Source organism: Empedobacter brevis NBRC 14943 = ATCC 43319 (assembly GCF_000382425.1).
Taxonomy (GTDB): domain Bacteria; phylum Bacteroidota; class Bacteroidia; order Flavobacteriales; family Weeksellaceae; genus Empedobacter; species Empedobacter brevis.
Genome location: NZ_KB908291.1, coordinates 191,584 through 210,737, shown reverse-complemented (window position 1 = coordinate 210,737; position 19,154 = coordinate 191,584). Strand labels below are relative to the sequence as shown.

21 protein-coding genes are annotated in these 19,154 nt (G+C 32.1%); 11 read left to right on the top strand and 10 right to left on the bottom strand.

The features are described 5' to 3' along the window. Positions 1-86: 86 nt before the first annotated feature. The 3 genes from H277_RS0101020 (at position 87) to H277_RS0101010 (ending at position 4,052) form a co-directional block, all read left to right on the top strand. Positions 87-692 carry a WbqC family protein gene (locus H277_RS0101020; protein ID WP_019973699.1) on the top strand — a complete coding sequence of 202 codons (606 nt, stop codon included), beginning with the start codon at positions 87-89 and terminating at the stop codon, positions 690-692. A 4-nt stretch (positions 693-696) separates the two neighbouring features. After that, complete coding sequence (locus H277_RS0101015; RefSeq protein ID WP_019973698.1) at positions 697-2,298, top strand: S8 family serine peptidase; 1,602 nt, start codon at positions 697-699, stop codon at positions 2,296-2,298. A 119-nt stretch (positions 2,299-2,417) separates the two neighbouring features. After that, positions 2,418-4,052 (top strand): S8 family peptidase, encoded by a 1,635-nt coding sequence (locus H277_RS0101010; protein WP_019973697.1) that lies wholly within the window; start codon positions 2,418-2,420, stop codon positions 4,050-4,052. Positions 4,053-4,151: 99 nt separating this feature from the next. On the opposite strand, the gene H277_RS0101005 is transcribed toward H277_RS0101010, so the two are convergent. The 3 genes from H277_RS0101005 to H277_RS0100995 form a co-directional block, all read right to left on the bottom strand. After that, a complete protein-coding gene (locus H277_RS0101005) occupies positions 4,152-4,583 on the bottom strand; it encodes a hypothetical protein (RefSeq protein WP_146810289.1) in 432 nt (143 codons plus the stop codon). A 94-nt stretch (positions 4,584-4,677) separates the two neighbouring features. Then, on the bottom strand, positions 4,678-5,334 hold the full coding sequence (locus H277_RS0101000; protein WP_019973695.1) for an NAD(P)-dependent oxidoreductase: 657 nt from the start codon (positions 5,332-5,334) through the stop codon (positions 4,678-4,680). A 61-nt stretch (positions 5,335-5,395) separates the two neighbouring features. Continuing rightward, positions 5,396-5,803: an RrF2 family transcriptional regulator gene (locus H277_RS0100995; protein ID WP_019973694.1), complete on the bottom strand. Its 408-nt coding sequence runs from the start codon at positions 5,801-5,803 to the stop codon at positions 5,396-5,398. 107 nt (positions 5,804-5,910) lie between these two features. Here H277_RS0100995 and H277_RS0100990 point away from each other — a divergent pair, with 107 nt between their 5' ends. From H277_RS0100990 to H277_RS0100980, 3 genes are all read left to right on the top strand, one after another. Continuing rightward, positions 5,911-6,486 carry a Crp/Fnr family transcriptional regulator gene (locus H277_RS0100990; RefSeq protein WP_019973693.1) on the top strand — a complete coding sequence of 192 codons (576 nt, stop codon included), beginning with the start codon at positions 5,911-5,913 and terminating at the stop codon, positions 6,484-6,486. After that, a complete protein-coding gene (locus H277_RS0100985; protein ID WP_019973692.1) occupies positions 6,479-7,078 on the top strand; it encodes a hypothetical protein in 600 nt (199 codons plus the stop codon). Before H277_RS0100990 ends, H277_RS0100985 begins: the two co-directional genes overlap by 8 nt. 80 nt (positions 7,079-7,158) lie before the next feature. Next, positions 7,159-7,914 carry a DUF4241 domain-containing protein gene (locus H277_RS0100980; RefSeq protein WP_019973691.1) on the top strand — a complete coding sequence of 252 codons (756 nt, stop codon included), beginning with the start codon at positions 7,159-7,161 and terminating at the stop codon, positions 7,912-7,914. A 51-nt stretch (positions 7,915-7,965) separates the two neighbouring features. On the opposite strand, the gene pepE is transcribed toward H277_RS0100980, so the two are convergent. The 4 genes from pepE to H277_RS0100960 all read right to left on the bottom strand — a co-directional run bounded on the left by pepE (position 7,966) and on the right by H277_RS0100960 (position 11,414). Further along, positions 7,966-8,688, bottom strand: coding sequence for a dipeptidase PepE (pepE, locus tag H277_RS0100975; protein ID WP_026357332.1), 723 nt, complete (start codon positions 8,686-8,688; stop codon positions 7,966-7,968). 74 nt (positions 8,689-8,762) lie between these two features. Next, entirely contained in the window at positions 8,763-10,082 is a 1,320-nt protein-coding gene (locus H277_RS0100970) for an ABC transporter permease (RefSeq protein WP_019973689.1), read from the bottom strand. Positions 10,083-10,091: 9 nt separating this feature from the next. Continuing rightward, positions 10,092-11,024 (bottom strand): ABC transporter ATP-binding protein, encoded by a 933-nt coding sequence (locus tag H277_RS0100965; RefSeq protein ID WP_019973688.1) that lies wholly within the window; start codon positions 11,022-11,024, stop codon positions 10,092-10,094. Positions 11,025-11,081: 57 nt separating this feature from the next. Beyond that, positions 11,082-11,414 carry an MGMT family protein gene (locus tag H277_RS0100960; RefSeq protein ID WP_019973687.1) on the bottom strand — a complete coding sequence of 111 codons (333 nt, stop codon included), beginning with the start codon at positions 11,412-11,414 and terminating at the stop codon, positions 11,082-11,084. A 41-nt stretch (positions 11,415-11,455) separates the two neighbouring features. Between H277_RS0100960 and H277_RS0100955 the strand changes: the two genes are divergently transcribed. Both H277_RS0100955 and H277_RS0100950 read left to right on the top strand, forming a co-directional pair. Continuing rightward, entirely contained in the window at positions 11,456-11,995 is a 540-nt protein-coding gene (locus H277_RS0100955) for a hypothetical protein (RefSeq protein ID WP_019973686.1), read from the top strand. Between the two features lie 18 nt (positions 11,996-12,013). Next, positions 12,014-13,276: a hypothetical protein gene (locus H277_RS0100950; RefSeq protein ID WP_019973685.1), complete on the top strand. Its 1,263-nt coding sequence runs from the start codon at positions 12,014-12,016 to the stop codon at positions 13,274-13,276. A 54-nt stretch (positions 13,277-13,330) separates the two neighbouring features. Here H277_RS0100950 and H277_RS0100945 read toward each other — a convergent pair whose 3' ends face one another. Beyond that, positions 13,331-13,522 (bottom strand): cold-shock protein, encoded by a 192-nt coding sequence (locus H277_RS0100945; RefSeq protein ID WP_019973684.1) that lies wholly within the window; start codon positions 13,520-13,522, stop codon positions 13,331-13,333. Positions 13,523-13,657: 135 nt separating this feature from the next. Between H277_RS0100945 and hemW the strand changes: the two genes are divergently transcribed. From hemW to rocD, 3 genes are all read left to right on the top strand, one after another. Continuing rightward, entirely contained in the window at positions 13,658-14,785 is a 1,128-nt protein-coding gene (gene hemW / locus H277_RS0100940) for a radical SAM family heme chaperone HemW (protein WP_019973683.1), read from the top strand. Positions 14,786-14,802: 17 nt separating this feature from the next. Further along, positions 14,803-15,609, top strand: coding sequence for a glutamate racemase (gene murI / locus H277_RS0100935; RefSeq protein ID WP_019973682.1), 807 nt, complete (start codon positions 14,803-14,805; stop codon positions 15,607-15,609). 72 nt (positions 15,610-15,681) lie between these two features. Next, positions 15,682-16,914: an ornithine--oxo-acid transaminase gene (gene rocD / locus H277_RS0100930; RefSeq protein ID WP_019973681.1), complete on the top strand. Its 1,233-nt coding sequence runs from the start codon at positions 15,682-15,684 to the stop codon at positions 16,912-16,914. A gap of 121 nt (positions 16,915-17,035) precedes the next feature. Here the strand turns inward: rocD and H277_RS0100925 are convergent, their stop codons facing one another. Further along, entirely contained in the window at positions 17,036-18,049 is a 1,014-nt protein-coding gene (locus H277_RS0100925) for a 3-oxoacyl-ACP synthase III family protein (RefSeq protein WP_019973680.1), read from the bottom strand. Between the two features lie 84 nt (positions 18,050-18,133). Further along, positions 18,134-19,009, bottom strand: coding sequence for a DMT family transporter (locus H277_RS0100920; RefSeq protein WP_019973679.1), 876 nt, complete (start codon positions 19,007-19,009; stop codon positions 18,134-18,136). Between the last annotated feature and the right edge of the window lie 145 nt (positions 19,010-19,154).

Sequence of the window (19,154 nt, the reverse complement as noted above, 5' to 3'; positions counted from 1 at the left end):
AAAATACGCTGAATAATAAAATTAAAAACAATATAAATGTGCATTATAAGTTACTTGTAATGCACATTTCCATATAAAATAATAGAATGAAAAATACGTTTGCAGCTTTTTATTTTGGACCGATTGATTACTATGCAGAAATGGTAAAAAGCCAAACTTTAGCCATCGAAGTTCAAGAAAATTTTCAAAAACAAACTTACCGTAACCGCATGTATATTTTAGGCGCAAACGGTAAATTGATGTTGAATATTCCAATCTTACACAACGGAACACGTTTGTTCAAAGATTTGCAACCTTCTTATGAATACGATTGGCAAAAGGAACACATCAAATCATTGAAATCGGCTTATCAAAGTTCTCCATATTTCGAATATTATGAAGATGAAGTTATTCCAATTTTAGCGCAAAAAGAAAAATTTTTATTAGATTTTAATCTAAAAACCATTGATTTCATCAATAAAAAATTAAACTTGGATTTAGAGATTTCTAAAACCGAAACTTATCAGAATATAACTCCTGAAAATGATTTCAGAAATCAATTTTCTGCTAAAAAAGCTCCTCAATACAACTTACCGGAATATGCGCAAGTTTTTGATGATAAATTTGAGTTTATAGAAGGTTTGAGTATCTTAGATTTACTTTTTAGCGAAGGGCCAAGCGCCGCAGTATATTTAAAAAACTTAATAAAATAACAACATGAGAAAATTATTTATTGCTTTAGGATTTGCCTTTACATTAGGGTTTGCTCAAGCACAAACAACAGAAGTACCAAAAGAAAAATGGTACCATGCAGGGATTGAACAAACTGGTGTTTACGGTGTAAATACAGATCAAGCATTACAATTTTTAAAAGACAAAAAAAGAAAAGCAAATACAATTGTTGTAGGTGTTTTGGACAGCGGTGTTGAGAATTTTCACGAAGATTTGAAAGCAAATATGTGGTCAAATCCAAAAGAAATTCCTGGAAACGGAATTGATGATGACAAAAATGGTTACATCGACGACGTGCATGGTTGGTCTTTTTTAGGAACTGCAAAAGGAATCAATTATAACGATGATACGACTGAGCTAACGCGTATTTACAAAGCTCTATCAGGTAAATATGCAACTTATGATCAGAAAAAGAATCAGGATGCGATTAAAAAAAATCCAACTGAATATGCAGAATTTCAAAAAATTGAAAAAGAATATTTAAGTGCTGTCGGAAAAGCAAAATACAACCAACAAGTTGCACAATCAAAATTGAACGCAGTTGAAGGTGGTATAAATAAAATGGTACTTGAATTTGGTGAAACTAAATTATCAAAAGATATTTTAAAAAATTATCAGCCAACAGATTCTCAAATCTTAGAAGCCTTGTGGATTTTTGGTGAGTTAAAAGAAGAACAATGGGTAGGAAAAACGATGAAAGAAGTTTCGAATACTTACTTGGGATCTGCCCGCCGTGCTGCTAAAGGTGACGCATTATCTTCTCACTTAAATTTGGATTTGGTTGACCGCAAAAATGTTGACAATCCAGCTGATAAAACAGAACGTTTTTATGGAAATGGAGACTCTAACGGACCGGAATCTTCTCACGGAACGCACGTTGCAGGAATTATCGGAGCTGTAAGAGGAAATAATATCGGTTCTGAAGGAACAATCGGAGGAAATAATGTAAAAATTATGTCTGTTCGTACAGTTCCAAATGGAGATGAGCGCGATAAAGATGTTGCCAATGCAATTTATTATGCAGTTGATAATGGAGCTAAAATCTTAAACATGTCTTTCGGGAAACCATATTCTCCGGACGCTAATCTAGTTTGGGATGCTTTCAAATATGCTTCTGATAAAGGTGTTTTAATCGTAAAAGCTGCTGGAAACAGTAACGAAGACATTGATGTACATGTTCATTATCCTACAAATTTCAAAAATAATCAGCCTGTTTCTAAATCAGTTTTAACTGTTGGTGCATCTACAAAAGATCCAAACGCTTTAAAAGCTCGTTTCTCTAATTATGGTAAAAAATCTGTTGATGTTTTTGGACCGGGTCAAGAAATTTATGCAACTTATCCGGGTGTTGATCAATATCGTTTCTTAAACGGAACTTCTATGGCCTCTCCTGCTGTTGCCGGTGTTGCTGCCTTAGTTTGGTCACATTATCCGAAACTAACTGCCGAAGATATCCGTATTATCTTAATGGAAACAGTGAATAAAAACGATCAGTTGAAAGATATTTCAGTTACAGGAGGTGTTGTAGATTCTTACAAAGCTGTTCAAAAAGCTGAAGAAATTTACAAACAACGTAAATTAAAATAATTTTAACACAACATTATAAAAAGGCTTCAAATTTTGGAGCCTTTTTTGTATTTTGGAAACAGAAAAAAATCAACGTGTAACAATCGTATTCATTACACGACAAATAGACAAAATTGATTATGAAAAAGTTCTTATTAAGTATATCTGTTGCAATGTTTCTTGGTGTAGCATCTTTTGCACAAGAAACGACAACTGCATTACCTTTACCTAAAGTTGATCAAAAATTTTGGCAGCATGAATCACTGGAAGAAACTGGAGTATACGGTGTTAACACACAAAAAGCAATTCAGTTTTTGGAATCTAAAAAACGTAAACCATCGCAATTGATAGTTGGTGTTTTAGATTCTGGTGTAGAAATTACTCACCCCGATTTAAAAGATAATATTTGGACAAATGCAAAAGAAATTGCAAATAATGGCAAAGATGATGATAAAAATGGTTATGTAGATGACATTCACGGCTGGAATTTTATCGGAGGAAAAGACGGGAAAAATGTTGATGGTGATACACTGGAATTAACACGTCTTTTTGTAAAATACCGTGATTTGTTTGAAAAAAGTGCAGATGCAGCTTCTAACAAAACTAAATACCCAAAAGAATTTGAAGATTATCAGAAAATAAAAACTGAATTCGAAAATAAATTAGCCGAAGCAAAACAGGGTGCCGCGCAATACGGACAAATGGACGAGGTGTTTAAAATTGCTTTCCCTGCGCTAAACAGTGAGTGGGGAGACAAAGAGTTGAACGAAAAAAATATGGTAGCCTTTCAACCAAAATCTAAAGAGGCTCAGCAAGGGATGATGATTTTTGGATTAGTACCAAAAGAAGCTTGGGAAGGTAAATCTATGAAGGATTTCACCAAAGAAATTGGAGACGAAATTTCTGGTGGTGCAAAATACTACAAAGAACAAGTGGAAATCAACTTAAATACCGAGTTAGACCCTCGCCCTATTGTTGGTGACAATTATGCAGATAAATCTGAACGCAATTATGGAAATAATGATGTTGATGGTCCAGATTCTTTACACGGAACACACGTTTCCGGAATTATCGCAGCAAAATCAGGAAATGGTATCGGTATGGATGGTATTGCAGGAAATGGTTATGTAAAAATTATGTCTGTTCGCACAGTTCCTAATGGAGATGAACGTGATAAAGATGTTGCAAATGCTATTCGATATGCAACTGATAATGGAGCTAAAATTCTGAACATGTCATTTGGTAAAGCCTACTCTCCTGACAAACAAATCGTTTGGGATGCATTTAAATATGCCGAGAAAAAAGGTGTTTTATTAATCAAAGCTGCCGGAAATGATAACGTAAACATTGATGATGAAATTCATTATCCAACATTATTTGATGAGAAAGGAAACGAAATTTCAAAAAATGTAATTACTGTTGGTGCTAATACAATGGATCATACCAACTTGAAAGCAAGCTTTTCAAACTTTGGTAAAAAATCTGTCGATGTCTTTGCCCCTGGTCAAGCGATTTACTCAACTGTTCCGAATAAAGATGGTGAATACAAAAATGAAGACGGGACCTCTATGGCTTCTCCGGTTGTAGCGGGTGTAGCAGCATTGGTTTGGGCACATTATCCAAAATTAACAGCTATAGATATTAAACAAATTTTAATGGATTCTGTTAACAAAAATCCTTCTTTAGCTGATATTTCAGTAACCGGTGGAGTTGTTGACGCCTACAAAGCTGTTCAGTTAGCAGAAAAAATATATATTGCTAAAAAATTAAAATAATTTTAAAGATAAATTTAGCTTAAAAAAGCGGTTCAAAAATGAACCGCTTTTTTTTGACTAAGTTGACAAAATAAGAAAAGGAACAATAATTTGTTCCTTTTATATGACATTCTTGAAATATATATTTTCTGGATTTTGAGGATCGATTAGAATATCGACATCTTTTCCTTTTTGCAGTATTTTGTTTGCATTTATATCTCCAAAATATTCAAACTCTGTATAGTAAATTTTTTCATTATTAGGATGTTTATAAAAGACTTCGATAATATAATCCGGTAAGTGATTTTCTCCTAATAAACTTCTTTTTATTTCTATTATATGAGCTTTAACTTTTACTCCTTTGTTGATTAATCTGGTATAATTCAGGTAATCAAACAAATAATTAAATCCTAAATACCCGGTTAACAAACTACAGAATAGAAAAACTACGCCTAAAAGCTGATTAAAAAATATTTCAAGATTTAAAAAGGAGCATAACAAGACGAAACCTAAACTCAAGGTTAAACATCCTATAGCTATCAACAACTTCATTTTTTCTTGCATTTGATTTGTATTTTTCACAAATCATACCAAAAACAATGAATTTGTCTTAAAAAAATAACATTATTTAAATTTTATTATAACTTTAGTAAGCTGCTGTAAACCTTGCTTTTATATGTTCAGCATTTTCCACTTCATCGGCAATCACAACGGCAACATCTTCTACCGACAAAATACTACGGCCATTCTCATCAAATACAGGAACATCCTGACCTAATCGATAGGTCCCTTTTCGTTCTCCTGAGGTTCCCTGATGCATTTCCGGCGCAGGAGAAAACATCGTCCAATCCAAATCGTTATCTTGTCTTAATAGATTGTAATAATCCCGTGCTGCCAAAGCCCCTTGTTTTATTTCCTCAGGAAAATCAGGGGTGTCTACAATTTGCAATTCTTTTTGATCATTCACGTATAAACTTCCTGCTCCTCCAATTACAATTAAACGCTTTACTCCTGCTAATTTTGTTGCTTCTTCAATTGCTTTTGCTCCTTTTATATAATCCTCATAAATCGTCGGATTTGCCCAACCTGCATTAAACGCACTTACCACTACATCAGCACCTTTCAAATCTATTGCTAAAGCTTGTACATCATTCACATCCAACGCTACTTTCGCTACATTCTTATGATCAGGAATTGTATCTGTATGACGTGCAAATGCTTTGATCGATTGATTTCTATTCACCAATTCTTCTACGATATGTGAGCCTACAAAACCTGTTGCTCCAATTACTGCTACTCTCATTTTAATTAATTTTTGATTTATATATTGTAATTAATTTTGTTACATTTAAAGGTAAAAAATTTTACTGAAATTCATCAGAAAATTCTTTTAAAGTTTTATGATTTAAAGTTTTAATTAAATCAGTTTCTGCATGATGAAATAAAATTTCAAGATTCGCATTCATTTGTTTACCAACCGGACATTCCGGATTCGTTTGATTCATACGACCAAAGACATTTTCTTGGTTCATAATTTTATATACATCTCCAAGTAGAATCTCATTCGGATTCTTTACCAAAAAACACCCCCCCTCTTTTCCTTTTTTTGAATCGATAAAACCTGCTTCTTTCAAAAATTTTATTTCACGGCGAACAACAACAGGATTTACATTAATACTTCCCGCAATAAAATCTGAAGTAATTAACTGACCCTGAAATTTTTCTGTTAAAACTAAAATATGAATGGCTGTTGCAAATCTTAAATTATTCATTTTTATGATTTAATGATGCAAATATAAATTAAATTTTTAATTGTAACAAATATTGATACATTTTTATTCGTTAATTTCTTTTAAATTTGTTGAACACTGCTATATGTATGGAAAATTATAAAAAACATTTATTAAACATTATTGATCTTAGCGAAGAACAATGGACTAAAATTGAACATGTTTTGGTTGAAAAACACGTCAAAAAAAATGAATTCATTTTAGTTCCCGGAGAATACACTGAAGACTACTTTTTTGTAGAATCGGGTGTTATTCGCTCGTATACAATTGATGAAAACGGAAAAGAACATGTTTTACAATTTGGTACTGAAAACTGGATTGTAAGCGATCGAAATAGTGCTTTCTGTAAGCAACAATCAAAATTTTATATCCAAGCAATAGAAGATTCAACTGTTATTTTATTGAATGAAAAATTAAACAATTTAATTTCAGGTTTAAATCCCAATTATTTAGTTGCTCAAAACAAATTAATTCAAAATCATGTTCGCAGTCTGCAAGACCGTATCAATCTGCTTCTTGGTGCTTCTGCTAAAACACGTTATTTGGAATTTATGCGTCTTTATCCAAATCAACTTTCTCGTATACCTCAATGGATGATTGCCTCTTATTTAGGAATTACTCCGGAAAGTCTAAGTAGAGTTCGTAAAGAAATTGCACATGGATAGTTATAGTTTTGACATTTTTGTACCCGAAAAGCCTAAAAAAGATAAAAAGAAAATTATAAAAGTCATCTTATCTTTTGTTGCTGTTACTGTTATAAGTTTTGTTTTCCTGGAATTAAACATCTTCAAAAATCAAACTTATTATTACATTTTTATTGGTGTTTTAGCAACTGTTGTCGCTTATTTAAATGGTTATTTTAAGAAACCTTCTTCTGAACTAAAAGGAAATTTTGCCGGAAAATTAACGTTTACAAATGATGGGATTTCAGTGAAAGATCAATTTTATCCCATCAAAAATTTATATTCAATTATTATTGAGAACAAAGATTATCAGGGGAAGGCTGTGAAAGAGTTTGGAGAATTTGAAAACCCGAACGGATCGCATGGTATCAGCAATTTGATCACATTAAAAACAAAAGATAATCAATTCATTGAAGCTCATTTTAAACAAAATTCATTGCATGAGTTTTCAAAGATTGAATCTATTTTAATTCATTATTACAAAAACAATTTACTTTCTCAGGAAGATTTGATTTCGATTTTGCATCTGGAATATGACATCGACAAGAACGAATTGAAAAAGAAATTGAAATAATTTAATCTATCACTAACATACAAAAGTTAACACGCTATCATTATTTAATGTAATTTTGTAGCACTTTAAAACAATAAGATATGCAACCAACAGCAGAATGGTTAAAAACATGGGAATCTAAACGTGAGTTTACATTAGCTCCTAACGATTTAGAAAAATATTTTACTGAGAAAGAAATTGGTGGTGTTGAGATTGACCAAATTGAAATGGGAGAAGTTTCTTTGCCTTCAGGAAAAATCTTTGTGAATGATCCTTTGGGAGAATATTTATCTATGGACAAAGACCCTTACTTTCTTGAAACACCAAAAGGTAATTTTCCTGTAACCGCAAGCATTGTAAAATTTGAAGATGACGGTGAAGTTGAAAACTTGATCGGATGTATCAAAGTTGCATTTACTGGCGAAACACCTATTCGTTATGAAGAGGCAATGAAAGGAATCGAGTTAATTGAGGAATTACAAGAAGGGGAATATTTTGGTTTTTCTATTGAAAGTGGTTTAGCAACTATTGTAGATGCTGAAGCAAAAGAATCTTTTGTCAAATTCATTGATGATTTTGAAAGCAAAGCTGATGTTAATTTATATGACGATTACTTCAATGCTTTATTTGTAGAAAATGCAAAAAATAATCCAAAATATCAATCAGAAGAGGGAGATTGGATCAATTGGACTATTCCAAACACAGAATTCAAATCACCAATTTTTCAAGCCGGATTTGGAGAAGGAATCTACCCTGCTTATTTCGGATACAATGAAAAAGGAGAAATTGTAGCATTTTACATTCAATTCATCGATGCCGAATTAGAAGATTCGGAAGATGATGATGAATGGTTGTAATCAATTTCAATCTAATAAAACTAAAAATCCTCACCAATGGTGAGGATTTTTTTATAAACTGTAAAGATCTTCTTTCAAAATTCCGGAACTAACTTCTAACGGGGCTTCATTTCTTCTGAAAACTCGGGCCGATAATTCTCCTTTCAATTCCACTACTCCATTTTCCACTCTTAACCAACTTCCTTCTCTTAGACCAATCACAGCTTGATGATTGAATTGATGAAACTCATTGATTCGGGTTTCTCTTGTCTCTCCTTTATGAGTTGAATCAGGATCAGGATCTAAATAATGTGGATTGATATTAAAAGGCAAAAATTGTAAAGCGTCAAAACTTGGTGGATAAACGATAGGCATATCATTCGTCGTTCCAATCGTTAAACCTGTTAAATTACTTCCTGCACTTGTTCCAATATATGGAACTCCATGGTGTACAGCCTTTCTCAATTCTTCTACTAAACCTTGTTCATACAAAGTTTTAAGTAATAAGAATGTATTTCCACCTCCAATAAAAATAGCTTTTGCATGTAGAATTGCTTCTTTTTTATTCTCAAAAGTATGTAATCCCTTCACTGAAATTCCAACATCTTGTAAGGCATCTTGTACATGCTGTGTATAGTCATTATATGAAATTCCTGAAGGTCGTGCATAAGGCACAAAGACAATCTCATCAGAATTTATAAATTCTTTGATTTCGTCTTTTATATATTCTAAAAAACTATAACCGTGAATTGTACTTGTACTAATCACTAATAGTCTATCATTCGAATTAATCATATTGTCATATTTTACATCAAAAGTAAGTTTAAAATCACAAAAAAACGAATGATCTCTCATTCGTTTTTTTGTCTTTAATTTTTATAACTAATCCATTTAATCATTTCTTTTACTGTTGGTTTTTTACCATAAATCAAAATTCCTATTCGATATATTTTTCCTGCAATATATACCATAAAAATTGTGCTGATTAAAAGTAGAAACAGAGACAATGCCAGCTGCCATACCGGAACATCGAACGGCACTCTCGTTATCATAGAGATGGGTGATGTTAATGGAATCATTGATAACCAAAAAGCAACTGGTCCATCAGGATTTTCAAACGTTGTCATACTTCCATAAAGACCAATCATCATTGGAACCAAAGGAAAATAAGTAAATTGCTGTGTATCTGTATCGTTATCTACTGCTGATCCAATTGCAGCAAAAACAGAACTGTAGAATAAATATCCTAAAATGAAATAGGCTACAAATACAAAAATAATAAGAGGGTAATTGAATGTCAATAAAACTTCACTGATCTCGGTTACTTTTTGCATCATATCCGGATTAGATTCAGCCATTTGAGCTTGATTCATCATTTGTTGAGACATATCCATTCTTGATGCTGCAATTACAGGAAACAAAATCAATAATCCCATTGTCATTGCAATCCAAATCGCAAATTGCGTTACTGCAACCATTGTTGTTCCTAAAATTTTCCCCATCATCAACTCGAATGGTTTTACAGAAGAGATAATAATCTCAACAACACGGTTATTTTTTTCTTCAACAACAGAGCGCATTACTTTCACACCATATATCATTACAAACATAAAAATGATGTACGTTAAGAACATTGACAACGCTATTTTAAGTTCCATTCCTTTATCTTCTTTTCCATCCGAAACATTAAATACATTCAGATTTACTCGAGATTTGGATGCTTCTAACGCTGTTTTATCAATCCCTGATTTCGTTTGTTTTTCTTTCTCTATTTTATCACTAATAATTCTCGAAAGTTTCTCACGGTCTGTAATTCCAAGATTTCCATTGGTAATTAATTCTGTATTTTTCTCAATATTTTCATACTTTCCGTCTGTATTTTTTGGAATATGAAGAATCGCATTCAGGTATTCGCTTCCTTTTAATGTATCCTTAATTGATTTTAATTCTTGAGGTGTATAAATACTAAACATCATTTGTTTACTAGACTTAAACGATGTCACGAACTCTGAACTCTCATCCACAATTGCAATATTTTTCACTTCAGAATTATTTGCCGAACTCAGGAAAAAAATCACCGCTCCCGCTCCGACAATCAACAAAGGAGAAAGAAAAGTCATGACAATAAATGCTTTATTTTTTACTTGAGAGAAAAACTCTCTTTGGGCAACTAAAAATATATTTTTCATTTAATTCGCTTAAAAATTAGGTATTGAACTTTGTTTAACAGCTTCTAAGAACACATCATTCATTGACGGAATAACCTCTCTAAACTGATGAACTTGACCAACTCGCATTAATTTCTGTAAAATATCATTGGTTGGAGTATCCTTATTGTATAATAGATTAAATTCGGTTCTTTGATTAAAATTTCTAACATCAGAAATTTCAAATTCATTTGTCAAAATCTGAAGATTATCGGCAGGAATTTCATCCAATTGAATAGAAAATTTACCTGTTTTGAATTGATTTCTTACTTCTTCTATTGTTCCGTCTAACACTTTATTGGCTTGATTTATCAATGCGACATGATCACACATTTCTTCAACTGATTCCATTCGGTGTGTAGAAAAAATAATTGTTGTTCCCTTTTCTCGCAATTCCAAAATTTCATTGGCAATTATTTGCGCATTTACAGGATCAAAACCACTAAAAGGCTCATCAAAAATCAACAAAGAAGGATTATGAATAACAGTAATGACAAACTGAACTTTTTGTCCCATACCTTTCGACAATTCGCTCAATTTCTTGTTCCACCAAGACATCATTCCAAGCTTTTCAAACCAATATTCGGTCCGTTTTTTTGCTTCAGCAGAAGAAAGCCCTTTCAGTTTAGCGAAATAAAGTGCTTGTTCGCCAACTTTCATATTTTTGTATAAACCTCTTTCTTCCGGCATATAACCAACCTGGCCAATTGATTTTTTTGTCAAAGGTTCTCCATTTAGTAAAATCGTACCACTGTCAGGAGCTGTAATTTGGTTCACAATACGGATAAATGTTGTTTTTCCTGCACCATTAGGTCCTAAAAGCCCGTAAATTGAACCTTGAGGAATGTTGATACTAAAATTATTCAGTGCAACTTTATCTTTATATTTTCGTGTTAAACCTTCGGCTTGTAATAAAAATTCCATTTCTATATCATTTGATTTGTAAAATTAGTAAGAAGAAAGTAGATTTCGTTACAGTTTTTAATGAGATTCGTTCGGATCCCAGACAATTTTCTTAAAGTTTACCACTTTGTCATCCTTTACTTCCACTCCTTCATTTTCTAATAATTGCTGCATCAAACTAGATGGATTAAAATGATGTTTCCCTGTCAACAAACCGTTTCTATTAACCACTCGATGTGCAGGAATATCTTCTTGACTATGTGCATGATTCATAGCATAACCTACAACGCGAGCAGAAAATTTTTCTCCTATATATTTTGCGATTAATCCATAAGTAGAAACTCTACCTTCCGGAATTTCCCGAACAATATCGTAGATCTTCTGATAGGTATCAGAAATGATTTTTGTCATAATCTAAACATTTATTGTAAATTTAAAGAAAGTTATAGAATATGAGCCAAAAAGTTCCAATTAAATCTCTTCTAAGCCGACCTCGTTTCAAGGTTTACACTCTCCTGTCAAAACAAGAGTTTATTGATTTGATTAAAAAGCATTTGATCGATAATTCGCATGAATATGGCGGATATGCAAATGAAGAAGTGGCTATGATTCGTGTTCGAAAAGACAAAGACAAATATTGGCATCCGCAGTTACAAATTCGTATTGAAGAAGATGAAGATCATCCGGATTATTTAGTTGTAAGAGGAATTATTGGGCCTAAGCCAAGTATCTGGACATTCTTTGCTTTTCTGTATGGATTGAGTGGAGCGGTTATTTTAACACTAGGCTGTTATGCAATTTCTGAATACATTGTACAAGGAGAAAGTTCATGGGTTTGGAGTATTCCATTTGCGCTATTATTAGCATTAGGTACCTATTCGGCAAGTTTGTTTGGACATCATTTAGCGAAATTTCAATTGGGAAGATTGTATCATTTTGTCAATAGTTTACTTAATGATGCTCAGTTTTATGAAACAAAAGAATTTGAGTAAACCGATTTTAAAAGTACTATGAAAAAAATTACAACCTTACTTTTCACCATTTATGTTTCCGTTTCTTTTGCGCAAAAAAAAATTGAGGATAACAACAATGTTGTTTTTTATGAAACGATTAACAAAAAAGAGCAAACTGATAAATTGACCAATAAAGGATATACATACAAAGCAGGACGCCCTGTTTTTATTGTCCTAAATATTCAAGCCTCAATTCCAAATGATGATTTTCTTGCAAAAAGAGAGCAGGAAGAGTTGAAGAATAATTTTAATATACATGTTGATTGTATAACCCAAACAACAGAAATTAAGTTTTTGAACCGATTTAAAACTGTTCTCAAATATTCGTATGAAGACTCTCCGCAGAAAGTGATTTACTGGAGTGGTAAATTTGAAGAAAAACCAATTATTTATGAGCATATCCTTCAATCTTCAGCGTATTTTTCGGATATATTAAATCTAGATGTTCGGTCATCTTACATTGAAGAGTTTAATCAAAAGCTAGCCTCTTTTACAACTGATTTTATCGATACCCCAACAGAAAATTCTCTTCCGGTTTCAAATCGTTTTGTTCAGAATGTCATTACACAAATTTTATATCACTTACAGGAAGAAAGTATTTTCTTTAACCTTAATTTCAAAAATGTAAAACGGGTGACTTACAAAACAAATTTTGATATTGATAATGACCGGTTAAAAGAAATCCTTTTTGATGAAAAAGGCCGACCAACCAAAGTCGTTTTTGATGATTTAAATGATAAAAACTACCGCTATGAATCTGTTTTTGAATATGAAAAAGATTTGATAAGAAATATCATCGGAAAATCGACCAATGATTACCACACCGAATCGCCTGTTTTTTACCAAGACGATACCTTATATGTATACGATTCTTATTCTATAAAAACCTACAAATTAAATAAGAATCTATTTCTTATTTCTGAGGATTACTTCTATGATCAAGAAAAATATTATTTTACAGTCAACCAAACTTTTCTAAACAATACGACTTATAGTTTTATTGAAAATGATCATATGAACGATCGTATTTACAATTTTAATTCTGAAAAACAATTTTTCCCAATTAAAGTAAAAATTAGAGATGATATCAACGGAGAAATCAAAAGAATAAATGATAAATTATACATCGAAACGGGTTATGAAGCAGATACTCATTATCATTTTGATGAAAATAATCGAATTATTAGAATCGTCTATAAACCAAAAGATGCATCGCATAAAGACCGGGTAATTGATTATTTATACGAATATTACAATTAAAAAAAGCGACCGAATTTGGTCGCTTACAAGAAATATGTTGAGATAATATATTAATTAGATTACTTTCACATTAACGGCATTAATGCCTTTTTTTCCTTGTTCTAAGTCAAATGATACTTTATCATTTTGAGCTACTTTGTCTGTCAAACCAGAAACGTGTACGAAGTACTCTTTTCCTGTTTCATCTTCTTTAATAAATCCGTATCCTTTTTCTTCATTAAAGAATTTTACAGTTCCTTTATTCATAGTATTTTATTTTCGATATAAAGATATAAGAATTATTTACAAATCCAATACGATCTTCTATTAATTTTTATTTTTTTAAAATTCAATTTTTTTAGATTAGTTATTCCGCCTAATTTTGCCTTATAATTAAAAATTTTGGTAGGAATTTATATTCATATCCCTTACTGCAAACAAAAATGTAGTTATTGTGATTTTCACTTTTCGACAAATCTTCACTCCAAATCAAAACTGGTAGAAGCTATTAATAAAGAGCTTGAGATGAGAAAAGATGAAATTTCTCAGCCTCTTGAAACCTTATATTTTGGAGGTGGAACACCTTCTATCCTATCTAAAAGTGAATTGGAAAGTATTTTTGAAACCATAGAGAAATATTATTCAACACAGCATTTAAGAGAGGTTACACTTGAAGCAAATCCCGATGATTTAGATCAAGAAAAACTACATTTCTTAAAATCTACTCCTATAAACCGGTTTTCCATTGGAATTCAATCTTTTTTTGAAGAAGATTTACGTTTAATGAACAGAGCTCATAATGCAAAAGAAGCTGAAAGCTCAATCAAAATGGTACAAGATTTCGGATTCGAAAATATTACCATTGATTTAATTTACGGTTCTACAACGACAACAAATGAAATGTGGATCAAAAACCTTCAAAAAGCCATTGATTTAAATATTCCACACATTTCTTCTTATGCTTTAACAGTCGAAGAAAAAACAGCTTTAGATCATCAGATCAAAAAAGGGATGACAAAACCAATTGATGAAGAACGTCAAAGTGAGCAGTTTCAACTTTTGGTGGATACATTAACAGCGAATCATTTTATCCAATATGAAATTTCAAATTTTGGGAAACAAAATTATTTTTCACTTCATAATTCCAATTATTGGAAAGGAATTCCTTATTTAGGAATTGGTCCATCTGCTCATTCTTACAATGGAAAATCTCGCGCTTGGAATATTGCAAATAATTCGAAATACATACAATCTATTCAACAAAATAGTTTACCGCAAGAAATTGAACTATTAAATGAAGTAGAGCAATTTAATGAGATGATAATGATAGGTTTAAGAACAATTTATGGAATAGATTTAAATCGAATAAATTCCGAATTTTCTCAACCATTAATTGATTCGTTTTACTTAGAAATCAATCATTTATTAAATGAAAACCTTATTGAAAAACGAAAAAATAAAATTATTTTGAAACCTGAAGCAAAATTTTTCGCAGACGGAATTGCTTCAAGATTATTTTACGTCGATTAATTTGTTAAATTTGTGATATGAATGATAACAGACCAATTGGTGTTTTTGACTCTGGTGTTGGCGGTTTGATGTTTGCTAAAGAAATAAAACGTCTGCTTCCAACTGAAAGTTTAATCTATTTTGGTGATACTCAAAATTTACCTTACGGAGAAAAATCGAAAGAAGAAATTACACAATTTTCGGTAAGCATTACACATTTTTTGAAAGAAAATAACTGCAAAGCAATTCTGGTTGCTTGCAATTCTGCAACTGCTAATTCGTTGAAAGAGATTAGAGAAGCTGCAGGGAAAGACATTCCTGTTATTGATGTCATTTCTCCTGTTGCAGAAAAAGTTTCGTTTGAATTACGTGAAAAAATTGGTATAATAGCAACCAAAGCAACGGTTAATTCGAGTGCTTATAAAAAAGCCATTCGCCGTAGAAATAAACATATTCATGTTGTCGAAATGGCGACACCGCTTTTGGTTCCTGTTATTGAAGAAGGTTTTACAAATTCAATCATTTCGAAAGCCGTTTTAGAAACGTATTTATTGAACAAAAAATTAGAAGGAATTGATTCAATTATTTTAGGATGTACACATTATACACATCTCGAAAAGGAAATCAATCAACTATTTGAGGGCAAAGTAGATATTGTCAATTCTCCTTTAATTGTTGTGAATCAAGTTATCTACCAATTGGCTAAAGAAGGTAAACTGGCCTCTAAAGATGCAAATCCGCAATACACTTTTTTTATATCTGTCAATACAGACAATATTATAAAAGTTGCAAAAAAATTCTTTGGAAAAGATATTCAATTAATTGAAAAAAGTTTAGATTATTAAAAATATATAACCGACCTCATTTGTCGGTTTTTTTATGAAAATAGAATACAAACAAGCAAAATAAATCATTACATGGAAAAATCAGCAGAATTAATCGCATTAGAAGAAAAGTACGGAGCACATAATTATCATCCACTTCCGGTTGTCTTGGAAAAAGGTGAAGGTATCTATGTTTGGGACGTTGATGGTAAAAAATATTATGATTTCTTATCAGCTTATTCAGCTGTTAATCAAGGACATTGCCATCCTCGTATCATTAACAAACTAAAAGAACAGGCAGAAAAGTTAACATTGACTTCTCGAGCGTTTTACAATGCCGAATTAGGAAAATTTGAAAAATTTATCACTGAATTATTTGGTTTTGATAAGATCTTACCGATGAATACAGGAGCCGAAGCAGTAGAAACGGCTTTAAAAATTGCACGTAAATGGGGATACGAAAAGAAAGGTATTCCTGCTGGAGAAGCAATAATTGTCGTTTGTAAAGATAATTTCCATGGGAGAACGACAACAATTATTTCTTTCTCTAACGATGAAGATGCCCGTAAGAATTTCAATCCTTATACAAGCGGATTCGTTGCGGTAGATTACAACGATGTTGAAGCTTTAAAACAAATTCTGGAAGAAAAGGCAGATAAGATTTGTGGATTCTTAGTAGAGCCAATTCAAGGAGAAGCTGGCGTTAATGTACCTTCTGATGGTTACTTAAAAGCTTGTGAAGAATTGTGTAAACAACATAATGTTTTGTTTATAGCCGACGAAATTCAAACCGGTATTGCACGTACAGGAAAAATGTTAGCTATTGATCACGAAAATATTGATGCAGATCTATTGATCTTAGGGAAAGCAGTTTCCGGAGGAGTTTATCCTGTGTCAGCTGTTTTAGCTAATGATGACGTTATGAATGTGATAAAGCCTGGTCAGCACGGTTCTACTTATGGAGGAAATCCATTAGCTGCTGCTGTTGCCATGGAAGCTTTACAAGTCGTATTGGATGAAAAGTTAGCTGATAATGCTGAAAGATTGGGGCAAATTTTCAGAGCTGAAATCACAAAAATGGCCGAAGAATTTCCTTTATTTAAATCTGTTCGAGGAAAAGGTTTATTAAATGCAATTTTAATTAACGATACACCAGACTCTAAAACTGCCTGGGATTTCTGTGTTGCCATGAAAGACAATGGTTTATTAGCAAAACCTACACACGGAAATATTATCCGATTTGCTCCTCCTCTTGTTATGAACGAAGAACAGTTACACGAATGTTTAGCCGTTATTCGTAAGACCGCAGAAGAATTTAAAAAATAACAATATATAATATCTAAAAGCAAAAGCCTGATGAAATTTCATCAGGCTTTTGCTTATGTATTTTATCTATTAAATAAAAATTCCTCTTTTAAAAAATGATTCAACTGGTTCTAATCTCACTTTACCAGTTCATTAAAACTGACCCCCATGTAAACCCTGCTCCAAAAGCAGTCATCAAAACTAAATCTCCTTTTTTAATTTTCCCTTCTTTTTTTGCTTCACTCAAAGCAATAGGAATAGATGCTGCAGTTGTATTTCCATAACGCATGATATTATTATACACTTTTTCATCTGGTAATCCCAATTGTTTTTGAACAAATTGAGAAATACGCAAGTTTGCTTGATGTGGAATAAATAAATCCAAATCTTCCGGTTTTTTATTTGCAGCAGTTAAAGCTTCAACTATAGATTCAGGAAAACGAGTCACCGCATGTTTGAAAACATAATTTCCATTCATGTAAGGGTAAATTTCTTTCTTTGTTAACGTATTCCCTTCTTTCAATAATTCATCTGACCAACCTTTTTTTGTTCCAGGGAAAGTAACCGCCAATTCTTCTGCATATTCTCCTTCCGAATGTAAGTTGGTTGATAGTATCCCCCTACCTTCTTCTTCAGATGCCGAAACAATGACCGCACCTGCTCCATCACCAAAAATAACAGAAACACCACGTCCTTCATCAGACATATCTAATCCAAAAGAATGCACTTCTGCTCCAATGACCAAAATGTTTTTGTAAATACCTGCTTTGATAAAAGCATCTGCAGTAGACATTGCATATACAAAACCAGAACATTGGTTACGAATATCCATTGCTCCAATAGTACGGCAGCCTAATTCTTTTTGAACCAATACACCATTTCCCGGAAAATAATAATCAGGAGATAATGTTGCAAATAATATAAAATCGATATCTTGAGCAGTGATTCCTGCATCTTCTAACGCATTTCTAGCCGCAATGACACCTAAATCTGTAGACGAAATTTTAGAATCTGGTTCGATATGTCTTCTTTCAACAATACCTGTTCGTTCCTGAATCCATTCGTCGTTGGTATCCATTACCTCAGCTAAATCAAAGTTTGTTACAACTCTTTCGGGAACATAATGCCCAACCCCTGTAATTATAGAGTGAATCATGTGATTATGGTTTACTTTTCAATCGAAGCAAAGATATTAAATGATAACGGTTTCTTAAAACAAATACGTCTTTTTGACATCAAATTATTTAGAAAATCGTGTTTTTAAGATTCCATTCATAATGATTGAAAGTAACATTACGCCTGTAGCAATATAAAAAACAGGAGTCATATGTTCTGAATCTCCAAAAATAAGACTTGCCAAAATGATGCCATATACAGGTTCTAAATTTACATTCAACATCAGTGTAAAAGCACTTACATGTTTGAGTAAATCAACCGATTCAATTTGAGCAAAAGCCGTAAAAATTACACCAAGTAAAGTTAACCACCCTAGGTTTGACCAACTTATATGAATAACTTCGGAAATTGCTTCGGGCTGAAAAACAACCATAATCAAAGAAAGTGTGATAAAACCACCTATCATTTCAAATAACGTTACTTTGGTCGGCTTAATTGTTTTAGGAAGCGTCGAATTCAGAACAGCAAATAAAGCGGATAAAAAACTACATAAAATTCCTATAATAATTCCCAATTTATAATCTTCCGGCGATGCATTAAAAATAACTGCAACACAAGCTGAAACAATAATTGCTAAAATAATTTCGAGGAGATTTATTCTTCTTTTAAAAAAAATAGGTTCCAAAACAGCACTAAAGAGCGCTCCCATAGATAACGTACTTAATGCAATGGAAATATTAGAAAGTTTGATGGATAAATAAAATGTAAACCAATGTATTCCTACAATTCCTCCAATTGCAAGTAATTTCATCAATTCATTCTTCGATACACCGAAATCCATTTTTCTAAATTTCATATAGAAGAAAACTACCACCGCAGCAATTAGTACACGGTACCAAACCATTGGCAATGCACTCATTGTTACTAATTTTCCAAAAACACCCGTAAATCCCCAAAGTAGTACGAGAAACTGCAACCGAAGTTGAACCTTTGAAATCATGAAACCTTTTTCGCAAAAATAGAGTTTAATTCTAGATTATGATAAAGTTTTTAAATGATTTATTCGTCAACAAATGAAGTTCAATAATAGTTAATATTAAATTAACATTAAATAATTATTTCGTGAAGTTTAATTATTATTCTTC

Excerpts from the sequence above, each read along its gene's own strand:
- H277_RS0101020 (WP_019973699.1), top strand. The coding sequence starts at position 87 with ATGAAAAATACGTTTGCAGCTTTTTATTTTGGACCGATTGATTACTAT.
- H277_RS0101015 (WP_019973698.1), top strand. The coding sequence starts at position 697 with ATGAGAAAATTATTTATTGCTTTAGGATTTGCCTTTACATTAGGGTTT.
- H277_RS0101010 (WP_019973697.1), top strand. The coding sequence starts at position 2,418 with ATGAAAAAGTTCTTATTAAGTATATCTGTTGCAATGTTTCTTGGTGTA.
- H277_RS0101005 (WP_146810289.1), bottom strand. The coding sequence starts at position 4,583 with ATGAAGTTGTTGATAGCTATAGGATGTTTAACCTTGAGTTTAGGTTTC.
- H277_RS0101000 (WP_019973695.1), bottom strand. The coding sequence starts at position 5,334 with ATGAGAGTAGCAGTAATTGGAGCAACAGGTTTTGTAGGCTCACATATC.
- H277_RS0100995 (WP_019973694.1), bottom strand. The coding sequence starts at position 5,803 with ATGAATAATTTAAGATTTGCAACAGCCATTCATATTTTAGTTTTAACA.
- H277_RS0100990 (WP_019973693.1), top strand. The coding sequence starts at position 5,911 with ATGGAAAATTATAAAAAACATTTATTAAACATTATTGATCTTAGCGAA.
- H277_RS0100985 (WP_019973692.1), top strand. The coding sequence starts at position 6,479 with ATGGATAGTTATAGTTTTGACATTTTTGTACCCGAAAAGCCTAAAAAA.
- H277_RS0100980 (WP_019973691.1), top strand. The coding sequence starts at position 7,159 with ATGCAACCAACAGCAGAATGGTTAAAAACATGGGAATCTAAACGTGAG.
- pepE (WP_026357332.1), bottom strand. The coding sequence starts at position 8,688 with ATGATTAATTCGAATGATAGACTATTAGTGATTAGTACAAGTACAATT.
- H277_RS0100970 (WP_019973689.1), bottom strand. The coding sequence starts at position 10,082 with ATGAAAAATATATTTTTAGTTGCCCAAAGAGAGTTTTTCTCTCAAGTA.
- H277_RS0100965 (WP_019973688.1), bottom strand. The coding sequence starts at position 11,024 with ATGGAATTTTTATTACAAGCCGAAGGTTTAACACGAAAATATAAAGAT.
- H277_RS0100960 (WP_019973687.1), bottom strand. The coding sequence starts at position 11,414 with ATGACAAAAATCATTTCTGATACCTATCAGAAGATCTACGATATTGTT.
- H277_RS0100955 (WP_019973686.1), top strand. The coding sequence starts at position 11,456 with ATGAGCCAAAAAGTTCCAATTAAATCTCTTCTAAGCCGACCTCGTTTC.
- H277_RS0100950 (WP_019973685.1), top strand. The coding sequence starts at position 12,014 with ATGAAAAAAATTACAACCTTACTTTTCACCATTTATGTTTCCGTTTCT.
- H277_RS0100945 (WP_019973684.1), bottom strand. The coding sequence starts at position 13,522 with ATGAATAAAGGAACTGTAAAATTCTTTAATGAAGAAAAAGGATACGGA.
- murI (WP_019973682.1), top strand. The coding sequence starts at position 14,803 with ATGAATGATAACAGACCAATTGGTGTTTTTGACTCTGGTGTTGGCGGT.
- rocD (WP_019973681.1), top strand. The coding sequence starts at position 15,682 with ATGGAAAAATCAGCAGAATTAATCGCATTAGAAGAAAAGTACGGAGCA.
- H277_RS0100925 (WP_019973680.1), bottom strand. The coding sequence starts at position 18,049 with ATGATTCACTCTATAATTACAGGGGTTGGGCATTATGTTCCCGAAAGA.
- H277_RS0100920 (WP_019973679.1), bottom strand. The coding sequence starts at position 19,009 with ATGATTTCAAAGGTTCAACTTCGGTTGCAGTTTCTCGTACTACTTTGG.